This is a genomic window from Geodermatophilus sp. SYSU D00698, from assembly GCF_054050335.1.
In genome coordinates this window covers 202,108-215,258 of the sequence record NZ_JBJGZD010000003.1, presented here as the reverse complement: position 1 = coordinate 215,258, position 13,151 = coordinate 202,108, and the positions used below count along the sequence as shown (strand labels likewise).

10 protein-coding genes and 1 tRNA gene are annotated in these 13,151 nt (G+C 75.0%); 5 read left to right on the top strand and 6 right to left on the bottom strand.

Annotated elements, in window-relative coordinates:
* Nucleotides 1-8: 8 nt before the first annotated feature.
* Entirely contained in the window at nt 9-1,280 is a 1,272-nt protein-coding gene (locus ACI8AB_RS04375) for a PQQ-dependent sugar dehydrogenase (RefSeq protein WP_456949082.1), read from the top strand.
* Between the two features lie 130 nt (nt 1,281-1,410).
* Here the strand turns inward: ACI8AB_RS04375 and ACI8AB_RS04370 are convergent, their stop codons facing one another.
* Nucleotides 1,411-2,070, bottom strand: coding sequence for a pyridoxamine 5'-phosphate oxidase family protein (locus ACI8AB_RS04370; RefSeq protein WP_456949081.1), 660 nt, complete (start codon nt 2,068-2,070; stop codon nt 1,411-1,413).
* Nucleotides 2,071-2,154: 84 nt separating this feature from the next.
* Between ACI8AB_RS04370 and pdxR the strand changes: the two genes are divergently transcribed.
* Nucleotides 2,155-3,567 carry a MocR-like pyridoxine biosynthesis transcription factor PdxR gene (pdxR, locus tag ACI8AB_RS04365; protein ID WP_456949080.1) on the top strand — a complete coding sequence of 471 codons (1,413 nt, stop codon included), beginning with the start codon at nt 2,155-2,157 and terminating at the stop codon, nt 3,565-3,567.
* Between the two features lie 3 nt (nt 3,568-3,570).
* On the opposite strand, the gene ACI8AB_RS04360 is transcribed toward pdxR, so the two are convergent.
* Entirely contained in the window at nt 3,571-4,683 is a 1,113-nt protein-coding gene (locus ACI8AB_RS04360) for a 2-oxoacid:ferredoxin oxidoreductase subunit beta (RefSeq protein WP_387987820.1), read from the bottom strand.
* Nucleotides 4,680-6,623 (bottom strand): 2-oxoacid:acceptor oxidoreductase subunit alpha, encoded by a 1,944-nt coding sequence (locus ACI8AB_RS04355; protein WP_387987818.1) that lies wholly within the window; start codon nt 6,621-6,623, stop codon nt 4,680-4,682. Before ACI8AB_RS04355 ends, ACI8AB_RS04360 begins: the two co-directional genes overlap by 4 nt.
* 202 nt (nt 6,624-6,825) lie before the next feature.
* On the opposite strand from ACI8AB_RS04355, the gene htpX reads away from it, so the two are divergent.
* Nucleotides 6,826-7,701, top strand: coding sequence for a zinc metalloprotease HtpX (gene htpX, locus ACI8AB_RS04350; protein WP_456949079.1), 876 nt, complete (start codon nt 6,826-6,828; stop codon nt 7,699-7,701).
* A gap of 7 nt (nt 7,702-7,708) precedes the next feature.
* Here htpX and ACI8AB_RS04345 read toward each other — a convergent pair whose 3' ends face one another.
* Together ACI8AB_RS04345 and ACI8AB_RS04340 are read right to left on the bottom strand one after the other, a co-directional pair.
* On the bottom strand, nt 7,709-8,767 hold the full coding sequence (locus ACI8AB_RS04345; RefSeq protein WP_456949078.1) for an anti-sigma factor RsbA family regulatory protein: 1,059 nt from the start codon (nt 8,765-8,767) through the stop codon (nt 7,709-7,711).
* Between the two features lie 92 nt (nt 8,768-8,859).
* Nucleotides 8,860-9,351 carry a YajQ family cyclic di-GMP-binding protein gene (locus ACI8AB_RS04340; protein WP_456929531.1) on the bottom strand — a complete coding sequence of 164 codons (492 nt, stop codon included), beginning with the start codon at nt 9,349-9,351 and terminating at the stop codon, nt 8,860-8,862.
* Between the two features lie 90 nt (nt 9,352-9,441).
* Here ACI8AB_RS04340 and ACI8AB_RS04335 point away from each other — a divergent pair.
* Nucleotides 9,442-9,523: transfer RNA gene (locus tag ACI8AB_RS04335), tRNA-Tyr, on the top strand.
* A 69-nt stretch (nt 9,524-9,592) separates the two neighbouring features.
* On the opposite strand, the gene ACI8AB_RS04330 is transcribed toward ACI8AB_RS04335, so the two are convergent.
* Nucleotides 9,593-10,036, bottom strand: a complete 444-nt coding sequence (locus tag ACI8AB_RS04330; RefSeq protein WP_456949077.1) for a pilus assembly protein TadG-related protein — start codon at nt 10,034-10,036, stop codon at nt 9,593-9,595.
* 526 nt (nt 10,037-10,562) lie between these two features.
* Between ACI8AB_RS04330 and ACI8AB_RS04325 the strand changes: the two genes are divergently transcribed.
* Entirely contained in the window at nt 10,563-13,112 is a 2,550-nt protein-coding gene (locus ACI8AB_RS04325) for a putative bifunctional diguanylate cyclase/phosphodiesterase (protein ID WP_456949076.1), read from the top strand.
* The last annotated feature ends 39 nt before the right edge of the window (nt 13,113-13,151 follow it).

The following is a 13,151-nucleotide window of genomic DNA, read 5'->3' as shown; positions in this document are numbered from 1 at the left end:
GGACCCCCGTGCCCCCCACCGCCCGCACGGTCGCGGCGGGCCGCTGCGCGAGGGCCACGGTCCTGGCCGCCGTCCTGGTGCTGACCGGCTGCTCGGGGGCCGGGGGAGCCGACGGGGCCGACGGGGCCGACGCGACCGGCGACCTGCCCGGTGCGCAGGAGGACGAGGCGGCCACCGCGGCCCCTGACGGCGGGGTGACCGCGCCGGGCGGCCTGCCCGAGCTGCGGGTCGAGACCGTCCTCGACGGGCTCGACCACCCGTGGGACGTCGCCCAGGCGCCCGACGGCACCCTGCTGGTCGACGAGCGCGGCGGCGGCCTCACCGCGGTGCTGCCCGACGGCACCGCCCGGGCGCTCGAGGCCGACTTCTCCGACCTCTTCGCCGACGGCGAGACCGGCCTCATGGGACTGACCCTCGACCCGGCCTTCGCCGGCAACCGCCGGCTCTACACCTGCCAGGGTGTGCAGGAGGACGGCGGCGCGGAGATCCAGGTGATCGCCTGGACCGTCGACGCCGGCTGGACCCGCGCCACCCGCGTCGCCGACCCGCTGGTCGACGACATCCCGGTCAACGAGCGCACCGGACGGCACGGCGGCTGCCGAGTCCGCTTCGCGCCCGACGGCGCGCTGCTCGTGGGCACCGGCGACAACGCCGTCGGCAGCAACCCCCAGGACCGCTCGACGCTCGCCGGCAAGGTGCTGCGGGTCGACCCCGCCACCGGCGGGCCCGCGCCGGGCAACCCGTTCGCCGACGACCCGGACCCGGTCACCCGGTTGCTGCTGAGCTACGGGCACCGCAACGTGCAGGGCATCGCCGTCCAGCCGGGGACCGGGGAGGTCTACACCGTCGAGCAGGGGCCCGACCGCGACGACGAGGTGAACCGGTCGGTGCCCGGCGGCAACTACGGCTGGGACCCCGACGGCGCCGACGGCTCCTACGACGAGAGCGTCCCGATGACCGATCCCGGGCTGCCCGGCGCCGTCCCGGCGGTCTGGTCGTCCGGGGACCCGACGATCGCCACCAGCGGCGCCGACTTCCTCAGCGGGATCCAGTGGGGCGGCTACGACGGGCTGCTGCTCGTGGGGGTGCAGAAGGACACCGGCGTGCTCGCGCTGCGGATCGACGACCAGGGACGGCTGACCGAGCAGTTCCGGATGCCGGGACTCGAGGACCGCTTCGGCCGCATCCGGACGCCCCGGCTCGGCGTCGACGGCGCGCTGTACGTCACCACCGACAACGGCGGCGGCGAGGACGTCCTCCTGCGTGTGACACCCGCGTAGCGGGAACGGCTCAGCGCCGCGATCGGCCCCGGTGCAGGGGCCCGCGCCGAGCGTGCGGGGCGTGGGGACACCGAGGTCCTCCCGGGCACCTGACCGCGGTGTCGGCCGGCGGGCCGCCGGTGTCACGGCGTCAGACCCGCCGGCCGAGGACGCGCTCGGGTACCGGCGTCCCGTCGGGCAGCAGCGGGCAGGGCTCGGGCTCCCCGACGACGGTGCGCAGCGGCAGCACGCCGGCCCACACCGGCAGACCCAGGTCCTCCTCGTCGTCGACCGGCGGCCCGGTGCGGACCTTGACGCTGGCCTCGGTCAGGTCCAGCGCGAGCACCGCCGTCGCCGCGGCCTCCTTCCGGGACGGCTGCCGGGTGGCCGTCCACGACCCGGGCGCCAGGTGCTCGGTCAGCACCGCGAAGGCGCGCAGCCGCTCCTCGGGGTCGGTGACCGGCCGGGCGGTCCCGTGCACGACGGCGCAGCGGTAGTTCATCGAGTGGTGCATGGCCGAGCGTGCGTACACGATCCCGTCGAGGTGGGTGACCGTGAAGCAGGCCGGCGCCCCCGCCGCGGCCGCCCGCAGCGTCGCCGCTCCCGTGGACCCGTGCAGGTACAGCGTGTCGCCGTCGCGCCCGTAGCCGGTCGGCAGCACGACCGGGGCGTCGCCGAGGACGACGCCGAGGTGCCCGACCAGGCCGGCGTCGAGGACGGCGTAGAGGTCGGCGCGGTCGGTACGGGCGCGGTCGGACAGCCGCCGGAGGGTGCTGCGCGGGGTCGGGGACAGGGGCGTCGAAGTGGTCACGGCTCCAGCCTGCGTGGCGGAGTGGCCTGCCGGAAGGGCCAGTACGCTGCCGGTCGACCAGGCCAATCGGAGCGGAGGTCACCCGTGGACGTGCCCCCGGTCGTCCTCGACCGCAGCGCCGGCCGCCCGCTCGCGGTGCAGCTCGCCGACGCCCTGCGCACCGCGGCCGCCGGCGGCGTGCTGCGCCCCGGCGACCGGCTGCCGTCCACCCGCGAGCTGGCCGCGGCGCTGCGGGTCAGCCGCACCGTGACCGCCGCCGCCTACGACCAGCTCGTCGCCGAGGGCTGGGCCGCCGGGCGGCAGGGCGCGGGGACCTTCGTCGTCGGCGCCGCCCCCGCCGGACGGCCGGCGCCGCCGCCCCGGCCCGGCCCGGCCCACACGCCCCCCGCGACGGTCGACCTCCGGGCCGGGTCGCCGTGCCTGGAGGTGCTCGACCGCGCCGCCTGGCGCCGGGCCTGGCGGGCCGCCGGGGACGAGCCCCCCGACGCCGCGCCCGAGCCCGCGGCCGATCCCTCCTTCCAGGCCGCGGTCACCGGGCACCTGCTGCGGCACCGCGGCCTGCCGGTGGACCCCACCGACGTGCTCGCCACCGCGGGGACCTCCGCCGCCGTCACCGAGGTCGCCCGGCTGCTGCCGCCGGGCAGCCGGGTCGGCGTGGAGGACCCCGGCTACCAGCGGGCGGCCGGGGCGCTGCGCGCCGCCGGCGTCGAGGTGGTGCCCTGCCCGGTCGACGGCGACGGCCTGGTCGTCGACGCCGTCCCGGACGGGCTGGCCGCGGTCTACTGCACGCCGGCCCACCAGTGGCCCCTGGGCCGGCGGATGTCGGCGGGCCGCCGCGTGGCGCTGGTCGCCCGCGCGCGGGCCGAGGGCTGGTGGGTGCTCGAGGACGACTACGACGGCGAGCTGCGCTACGACGTCGCCCCGCTGCCGCTGCTGGCCGCCCTGGCCCCCGACGTCGTGGTGCACCTCGGCACCAGCAGCAAGATCGTCAGCCCGACCCTGGGCACCGGCTGGCTGGTGGCGCCGCCGGCCCTGCGGGCGGGGCTCGTGGCCGCCCGGACGGCGACCGGCACCCGGCCCGCCCGCGCCGGCCAGCGGGTGCTCGCGGCGCTGGCGTCCTCGGGCGACCTGGCCCGGCACCTGCGGCGGCTGCGCCGGGAGCTGTCCGAGCGGCGGGCCCTCGTGCTGCGGGAGCTGGCCGCCGGAGGCGTGGCCGTCACCGGGGACCCGGCGGGCGCGCACGTGTTCGTCCCGCTCCCGGATCGTGCGGCCGAGGAGGCGGTGGTCGCCGCCGCGGCCGTCCGCGGGCTCGCCGTCGACGGGCTGGCCCGGCACCTGACCGGACCGGGGCCGCACGGCCCGGCCGCCGGCCTGGTCCTGGGCTTCGCCGCCCCGTCCCGCGCCGGGCTCATCCGGGCGCTCCCCGCGCTGGCCGAGGTCGTCGGAGGACGCGACCGGCCCGCCCTCCGCGAGGAGGACGGGCCGGTCGGGAGCTGACGGCTACGCGGACACGGTCCAGGTGTCGTTGCCGGCCAGCAGCGCGTCGAGGTCGCCGCCGCCACCGGTGCGGGCCTCCTCGAGCTGGTCGAGCATCATCCGGTCGTAGGTGGGCTTGCGCACCGACCGGAAGACGCCCATCGGCGTGTACCGCAGGTCCTGGCTGGACAGCCGCGACAGCGCGAACGCGTAGGAGGGGTCCTGGCGGGTCGCGTCGTGGACGACGATCTCGCTCGCGTCGACCTGGTTGGTCTCGGCGATCCGCAGGCCCCCGAACTCGTCGCGGACCACGCACGAGGCGCCGTCCGGGCCGAACACCAGCGGCTCGCCGTGGACCAGCGGGATCGTCCACATCGGGCCGGTGGCCGGGTCCTTGAGCAGGTCGAAGGCGCCGTCGTTGAAGATGTTGCAGTTCTGGTAGATCTCCACCAGCGCGGTGCCCTCGTGCTCGGCCGCCTGCCGCAGCACCTCGGTGAGGCCCTTGCGGTCGGAGTCCATCGCCCGCCCGACGAACGTGGCGTCGGCGCCGATGGCCAGCGAGACCGGGTTGAACGGGTGGTCCAGCGAGCCCATCGGGGTGGACTTGGTGACCTTGCCGACCTCGGACGTGGGGGAGTACTGACCCTTGGTCAGCCCGTAGATCCGGTTGTTGAACAGCAGGATCGTCATGTTCACGTTGCGGCGCAGCGCGTGGATCAGGTGGTTGCCGCCGATCGACAGCGCGTCGCCGTCACCGGTCACGACCCACACCGACAGGTCCGGCCGCGAGGCGGCCAGGCCGGTGGCGATGGCCGGGGCGCGGCCGTGGATCGAGTGCATCCCGTAGGTGTTCATGTAGTACGGGAACCGCGACGAGCAGCCGATGCCCGAGACGATGACCATGTCCTCGCGGGCGATGCCGAGCGAGGGCAGGAAGCTCTGGACCGCGTTGAGGATGACGTAGTCACCGCACCCCGGGCACCAGCGCACCTCCTGGTCGGTCTTCATGTCCCTGGCCTTGAGGGCGGTCTGCTTCTCGCCCTGGGTGGTCACGGAGTCGGCGATCGCCTGCTGGATGCGCGCGTCGATCGGGGTGCCCGGCATGCCGAGGTCGTGGACGTGCGGGGAGGTGGTCACTGCTGGCCTCCGGTGCTGGCCGTCGGAGTGGTGGAGTCGATGACGTCCTGGACGACCCCGGCCAGCTCGGCGGCCCGGAAGGGCAGCCCGCGCACCTGGGTGTGGCTCTGGACGTCGACGAGGTACTTCGCGCGGAGCAGCAGTGCGAGCTGCCCCATGTTCATCTCGGGGCAGACGACCCGGTCGTACCGGCTCAGCACCTCGCCGAGGTCGGCCGGCATCGGGCTGACGTGCCGCAGGTGGATCTGGGCGACCTTGCGGCCCGAGCGCCGGATCCGCCGGCAGGCGGCGCCGATCGGTCCGTAGGTGGAGCCCCAGCCGATGACGGCGACCCGCGCGTCGCCGTCGGGGTCGTCGACGTCGGTGGGCGGGATGTCGGCGGCGATGCCGTCGACCTTGGCCTGCCGCAGCCGGGTCATGAGGTCGTGGTTGGCCGGGTCGTAGGAGATGTTGCCGGTCCTGTCGGCCTTCTCCAGCCCGCCGATGCGGTGCTGCATGCCCGCGGTGCCCGGGATCGCCCACGGCCGGGCCAGGGTCTCGGGGTCGCGCAGGTAGGGCAGGAACTCCGGCGTCCCGTCGGCGGTGGCGCCGTTGGGCTCGGTGGCGAACTCCACCCGCAGGTCGGGCAGCTCGTCGGCCGCCGGGATCGCCCACGGCTCGGCGCCGTTGGCCAGGTAGCCGTCGGACAGCAGCATGACCGGCGTCCGGTACTTCAGCGCGATCCGCGACGCCTCGAGCGCGGCGTCGAAGCAGTCGGCCGGGGAGCGCGGCGCGATCACCGGCAGCGGCGCCTCGCCGTTGCGGCCGAACATCGCCTGCAGCAGGTCCGACTGCTCGGTCTTGGTGGGCAGGCCGGTCGAGGGCCCGCCGCGCTGCACGTCCACGATCACCAGCGGCAGCTCGGTCATGACGGCCAGGCCGATGGTCTCGGACTTCAGCGAGACGCCGGGGCCCGACGTCGTCGTGATGCCCAGCGCGCCACCGAACGAGGCGCCCAGCGCCGCGCCGATGCCGGCGATCTCGTCCTCGGCCTGGAAGGTGCGCACGCCGAACGCCTTGTGCCGGGACAGCTCGTGGAGGATGTCCGACGCCGGGGTGATCGGGTAGGCGCCGAGGAACACCGGCAGGCCCGACCGCTGGCCGGCGGCGACCAGCCCGAGGGCCAGCGCCTGGTTGCCGGAGATGTTGCGGTAGCGGCCCGGCGCCATGGGGGCCGGCTTGATCTCGTAGGAGACGGCGAAGGCCTCGGTCGTCTCGCCGTAGTTGTAGCCGGCGCGGAAGGCCGCGATGTTCGCCGCGGCGATCTCCGGCTTGCGGCGGAACTGCCGCTCGAGGAAGCGCACCGTGCCCTCGGTGGGCCGGTGGTACATCCAGCTCAGCAGGCCGAGGGTGAACATGTTCTTGCTCCGCTCGGCCTCCTTCTTGCCGAGCCCGGAGTCCTTGAGCGCCTCGAGGGTCATCGAGGTCAGCGGCACGGCGACGACCTGCCAGCCGTCGAGCGAGCCGTCCTCGAGGGGGTTGGTCGCGTAGCCGACCTTCGCCAGGTTGCGCGGGGTGAACTCGTCGCTGTCGGCGATCACCAGGCCGCCGCCGGGCAGGTCGGAGAGGTTGGCCTTGAGCGCCGCGGGGTTCATGGCGACCAGCACGTCCGGGGCGTCGCCCGGCGTCATGATGTCGTGGTCGGCGAAGTGCAGCTGGAAGGAGCTGACGCCGGGCAGGGTCCCCGTCGGCGCGCGGATCTCGGCGGGGAAGTTGGGCAGCGTCGACAGGTCGTTGCCGAAGGACGCCGTCTCGCTGGTGAACCGGTTGCCGGTCAGCTGCATGCCGTCGCCGGAGTCCCCGGCCAGCCGGATGACGACGCGGTCGAGTTCGACGACGCTCTTGACGAGCCCGCCGGGGGCCGAGCTGCCGGGCGTGAGGGGCGATCCGGTGACGGTCATCAGGGTTACCTCCGACGGCTCAGGTTACGGGCCGGGTTCACGCGCCGGTCCTGTGAAGCGGCTCACGGGACCCGCCGTCGCGGGCGGCGCTCTCGACACCAACCCTCCCCGACGGACGGGTGTTCCGCTCCACTCCCGTCCGTGACGGGGGTCGCAGCCCGGGGCCGGGAACGGCGGTCGCGGCCGTTCCGTTCACCGGGGCGTGCGGCGATGGGACAACGGGGTGCGGACCGCGCTCCTCCTGGGCCTGGTGGCCGGTCTCGCCCTCGCCGCCGGGGCGCTGGTGGGCGGGCGGGGCGGTCTGCTCGTGGCGCTCGTCGTCGCGCTCGGGGTGAACGGCTGGGCCTGGTGGTCCTCCGACCGGCTGGCCCTGCGCGCGATGCGGGCCTTCCCGGTCACCGAGACGCAGGCGCCGGGCCTGTACGCGATGGTGCGGGAGCTGGCCACCCAGGCCCGCCAGCCGATGCCGCGCCTCTACGTGAGCCCCACCGACCAGCCCAACGCCTTCGCCACCGGGCGCACGCCGCGGCGGGCCGCCGTCTGCTGCACCCAGGGCATCCTCGAGCTGCTCGACCGCCGGGAGCTGCGGGCGGTGCTCGCCCACGAGCTCTCGCACGTCCGCAACCGCGACGTCCTGGTCGGCTGCGTCGCCGGCGCCCTGGCCAGCGTCGTCACCTACCTGGCGCACCTGGCCACGTTCGCCACGCTGTGCGGCGGCCGCTCCGACGACGACCGCGACGGCGGCGTCCTCGGGACCCTGCTGCTGGTGCTGCTCGGCCCGCTGGCCGCCGGGCTGGTGCGGCTGGCGGTCACCCGCGGCCGCGAGTACGAGGCCGACGCCGACGGCGCCCGCCTCAGCGGTGACCCGCTGGCCCTGGCCAGCGCCCTGCGCCGCATCTCCGCCGGCGCCTCGGCCCGGCCGCTGCCCGCCGACGACCGGCTGGTCGCGCAGAGCCACCTCATGATCGCGGCACCGGTCCGCGCCGCGGGCCTGGCGGCGCTGTTCTCCACCCACCCGCCGATGGCCCAGCGGATCGCCCGGCTGGAGCGGATGGCGGGGGAGTCCGGCCGCGGCTGACCCGGTCTCAGGTCCAGGACGTCGACAGGCGGACGCTGGTGCCGGCGTCGTCGCGGCGGATCGCCACGTGGTCGCACAGCTGGCGGGCCAGCCACAGGCCCATCCCGCCGTGGGACAGGTCCTCCCCGTGCGCGGGCCCGTAGCCGGCGAACGGGTCGTCCAGGCCGCGGCCGGAGTCGCGGACCGTGGCCACCAGCCGCCCGGGCGCCGTCCACAGCCGCAGCCCGGCGGGCGGGGAGCCGTGCCGGACCGCGTTGGAGGTCATCTCGTCGACCGCCATGAGGAAGTCCTCGAGCACGTCGGCCGGCCCGTCGACGGAGTCCAGGTGGGCGCGGACGGCGTGCCGCAGCCCGGCGTAGTCGGTGATGTCGTCGTCGGCCAGCGCCGGGGCCGTGACCTCCAGCGGCTCGTCGGGCACCGGCAGGGCCCGCAGGTAGGCGGCCGGGTCGACGTAGCCGGGGTTGGCCGCCCGGCCGTCGGGGGTGACGACCCCGGGGTGGGTGTGCAGCGCGGAGGTCAGCAGCGGGTCGGGGAGGGCGGAGTTGAACACGCACAGCCCCCACAGCGGGAGCGGGGCGAACGCGTCGTTGATGACCGACTCGTAGGCCTGCCACTCCCGCCAGTCGGCAGGGGTGGCGCCGAAGTCGACCTCGCCCACGCACCGGACCAGCCGGCCGGACGCGGCGTGCTGCTCGGCGAACCGGCGGAAGGCCGTGATCGCCGTGGGGGTGCGGGACCGGTAGAGCCGGTGCCGCTCGACGACGACCACCCGCGGGTCCCGGCCGACGGCCTCCCACAGCGGACCGGCGGTCCCCGGCCCGGTCGCGATCACGGCCGCGTCCCCGGCCTCCAGCCCCTCGAGCAGCCACGGCGCGGCCGCGGCGGCGACGTCGTCGGCCGTGTCGTAGACGAGCGCGTCGTGCCGTGAGCCCGCGGGCGGCAGGGAACCCGCGTCGTGTGCGTCGTGTGCGTCGTGTGCGTCGTGGCCGGCGGCGGCGGAGCCGTCGCGGCGCACTGCACCGTCCCCGGGCTCCCCACCGGTCCGCCGGCTCCCGTGGAGGACCATCGCGTCCACGGTAACCGGCCCCTCCCGGGTGTTCGTGCGCCCACGGACCGCGACCGCCCGATCGGGGCGGTCGCGGTCCGCGGGTCGGCAGGTCAGCGGTAGTTGTCGAACTGGAGGGCGACGTCGAGGTCCTGCGCGCGCAGCAGGCGCTGCACCTCCTGCAGGTCGTCCCGCTTCTTGCCGCTGACGCGGAGCTGGTCGCCCTGGATCTGGGCCTGGACGCCCTTGGGGCCCTCGTCGCGGATGATCTTCGCGATCTTCTTCGCGACGTCGGACTCGATGCCCTGCTTGATCCGCGCCGACAGCTTGTAGGCCTTGCCCGAGGACTGCGGCTCGTCGGCGTCGAGGGCCTTGAGCGAGATGCCGCGCTTGACGAGCTTGTCCCTGAACACGTCGAGGGCGGCGTTGACCCGCTCCTCGGTGTCGGCCTGGAGGAGGACGCCGTTCTCCCCGGCCCAGGCGATGCTCGCGTTGGTCCCGCGGAAGTCGAAGCGCTGGGCGAGCTCCTTGCCCGCCTGGTTGATCGCGTTGTCGATCTCCTGGTGGTCGACCTTGCTCACGACGTCGAAGGACGAGTCGGCCATGTCTGCTCCTCACCCCCGCGCGGAGGACCCGCGACGGGACCTCGTCGGGCCGTCGCCGGCCCGTCTTGTACGCTCTCCCCGTGGGTCCACGGCGGGTTGCCCGAGTGGCCAATGGGAGCGGACTGTAAATCCGTCGGCTTAGCCTACGAAGGTTCGAATCCTTCACCCGCCACCCCTCGCAGAGCGGCCCCCGACCGGCAGGTCGGGGGCCGCTCCGGCGTCCCGGGCCCGCCTCCCCGGCTCAGGGCAGCGTCGGCGCCTGCGCGCCGGCCACCGCGGTGACCTCCAGCGGCCGTCCGCCCAGGAACAGCCAGCCGAAGGCGATCTGCACCGACCGCGTGCAGCGGACCGTGACCTCGGTGCCGTCGGTCTCCGCCGACCAGGCGTCCAGGGCGGTCCCGCCGTCGGCCAGGTGGTCGGCGACGGCGGCCCGCGCCGTCTCGCCGGTCAGGGGCAGCGCCGTGCCCACGCCCGTGGCGTAGACCCGCCCCTCGTCGGTCCGGTTGGCGGCGGCCAGTGCCGCGCCGTCGCACACCGCCTGCACGTCCTGGTGCTCGAGGAAGGCATCGGACGCGGCGACCGCGCCCAGCGCCAAGAAGGCGGCGACCAGCCAGCAGACGAGGACGAACGGCATCGCGGAGCCGCGCTCCGCCTCGCCGCCGACCGGCCTCCCGCCTCCCCGCACGGCGCGCAGCGTAGGTGCGGCACGGCTCCGGCGGACCGCCGTCCACGGACCCGGTCGATCACACGGGCACCACCTGTCACCCGTGCCGGTGACAAGTTGCTGATCAACAACCACTGTCCGTAGTGACACTACGGCCCGTCACCCGTTCGTGATGCTCCGTGCTTGCCTCGCCCGAGTGAGGGCAACGATGGTTCCGGGCGCGGTCCGTACTCGAACGACGCTCTGCCCCCGCGCCTGGGTGACAGCCGCAACTGCCAGCTGTCTTTTCCATGCCTGAGGAGGCGTCATGAACGAGCGTGGTGCGAAGTGGGCTCGCGGGGCCAAGTGGGCGCGGGGCGCCAAGTGGGCCCGGGGTGCGAAGTGGGCTCGCGGAGCCAAGTGGGCCTGATCCGCGGCTGACCCCGTCCCGATCGGGACGGGGTCACGGGTGGGGCGTCCGCCCCTCCCTCCTTGGGGTCGGATCGGTTCTGGGGGGCGGCCTGCGCTGTTAGCCTCGGCGCCGCCTCTTCCCTCCTCACAGATCCGGATGACCTTGGCGAGTCGCGCGCGTGTCACGCCCCGTCGTGTCGGCGCGCTGCTGCCCCTGGGCGTGATCGCCGCCACCGGCGTCGTCCTCGCGACGGTCGCCGGCCTGCTGGTCTTCCCCGCCGCGCCGGCCGAGTTCCGGCTGGCGCCCTTCCTCGTCGTCGTGGCGGCCTTCTTCGCCACCGACATGGTCTCCCTGCACGTGGAGTTCCGGCGCCAGACGGTGGCGTGGTCGGTGAGCGAGCTCGCCCTGACGATCGCGCTCGTCGAGTTCGGCGGCGTCTGGGCAGCGGTGGCCCGGGTGGTCGGGCTCGGCGCGAGCATGGCCTACCAGCGCTACGCCTGGGCGAAGATGGTCTACAACCTCGCGGTCGCCGTCATCGAGGTGGCTGCGGCCGTCACCGTGCTGCAGGTGCTGCCGTTCGGGGCGCTGGAGGACCCGCTCAGCTGGGTGAGCCTCCTGGTCGCCGTCCTGGTCGCCGACCTCGTGGGCGCTCCCCTCGTCGTGGCGGCCATCCGACTCAGCGGTGGCAACCCCACGTGGCGGCTGTGGAAGGAGCTGCTGCTCCCGATCGGGGTCGTCGCTCCCTTCGCCGTCTCCGTCGGGCTGGTGGCCGCCCTCCTCAACGCCCGGACCGGCTGGGCGGCCTTCCTCATCGCCCCCGCGGCGGTGGCGGTCATCCTGCTGTTCCGGCGGTTCGCCCAGGTCTCCCGGGCGGGGCAGGGGCTGGAGCAGATCTACGACTTCGCCCGGCGGATCGAGTCCGTGTCGCCCGACGAGGACGGGCCGCTCGAGATCGCGGTCGCGGTCAAGGAGCTGCTCAACGCGGACAAGGTCGCGCTGTGGCTGCCGCCCTACCTCGACGAGCCGCCGCGGCTGGTCGTGGCCGGCGACGGCGGCGTCACCTGGTACGACGGGCCGGCCGACCCCGAGGACGTCCTGCGCCAGCGGGTGCTGACGCCCGGGTCCACCGAGCCGGTCCTGGTGACCGCCGGCCGCGCGACGCCGGCCGAGTCCGCCGCCCTGACCCGCCGCGGCGCCCAGGAGGTCCTCGGCGCCCCGGTGGCGACCGCGGCCGGCGAGCCCGGCTACCTCGAGGTGTGCGACCGGCGCAGCGACGTCGTGTCCTTCTCCGGCAGCGACCGCTCCGCGCTGGACTCGATGCTGACCCACGTCAACGCGGCCATCCGCCAGCAGCAGCTGCTCACCCAGATCCGCTACGACGCCGACCACGACCGGCTGACCGGGCTGCCGAACCGGCAGCGGCTGGCCGCCGAGATCGACCAGATGCTCGGCGCCGACCCGGTCGCTGCGCGGGCCGGGCTGGTGCTCGCCGCGCTGGACAACCACACCGAGATCGTCGACACCCTCGGCCACGCCGCGGCCGACGAGCTGCTGCTGGTCACCGCCGGCCTGCTGCGCGAGCACGCCCCGCCGGCCGCGCTCGTCGCGCGGATGGAGGGCGAGCAGTTCGCCGTCCTCCTGCCGGGGCTGTCCCTGCCGGCGACCGAGCGGGCCGCCCGGCGGCTGCGCGAGGCCACCTCCACCCGGGCGCGGGTCGCCGGCCTGGACCTGGAGGTCACGCTGACCATCGGCGTGGCGGCCGCGCCGGTCCACGGCACGGACTCCGGCACGCTCATGCAGCGGGCCGACGTCGCGCTGCTGGCGGCCGCCTCCGAGAGCGGCGGCGTCGCCAGCTACCACCAGGTGCTGGACCAGCAGAGCCTGCGCCGCCTGCAGCTGGGCACCGAGCTCGAGCAGGCCATGGCCGACGGGCAGATCAGCGTCGTCTTCCAGCCGATCATCGACGCCCGGACCTCCGACATCGTCTCGGTGGAGACCCTCGTGCGCTGGGCGCACCCGCGGTTCGGCGCGATCCCGCCGGACGACTTCATCCACCTCGCCGAGCAGATCGGCCGCATCGGCCCGCTCACCGACCACGTGCTGGACCTCGCGCTGGCCCGCTGCCGGCGGTGGCTGGACCAGGACATCGCGCTGTCGGTCGCGGTGAACCTCTCCGCGCGCTGCCTGACCGAGCCGGACCTGGTCGAGCGGGTGCAGCGCGCGCTGCGCCGCCACGGCGTCCCGGGGGAGCTGCTCATCCTCGAGCTGACCGAGGGCAGCGTCGTCGACGACTCGGTCCGCTCGGGCACCGTCCTCACCGACCTGCACGCCCTGGGCCTGCGGCTGTCGATGGACGACTTCGGGACCGGCTACTCGTCCCTGTCGCAGCTGCGGCAGCTCCCGATCGACGAGGTGAAGATCGACAAGTCCTTCGTGCTGGGGATGTCCACCAGCCAGGGCGAGTCGTTCATCGCCCGCTCGATCATCGAGCTCGCGCACAACCTCGGCCTGCGCGTGGTGGCCGAGGGCGTCGAGGACGAGCTGACCCGCAAGCTGCTCACCGAGATGGGCTGCGACAAGCTCCAGGGCTTCCTGGTCAGCCGGCCGCTGGCCGACGAGATGCTGGAGAAGTGGCTGCTCGCGCGCACCGGTGTCCGGTCCGCCGCGCCCGGCGCCCAGCACCGCCGGCTGTTCGTCCGCGCCTGACTGTTACAGTCGTCTGGCACACCCCGGAGGGGGTGCGAG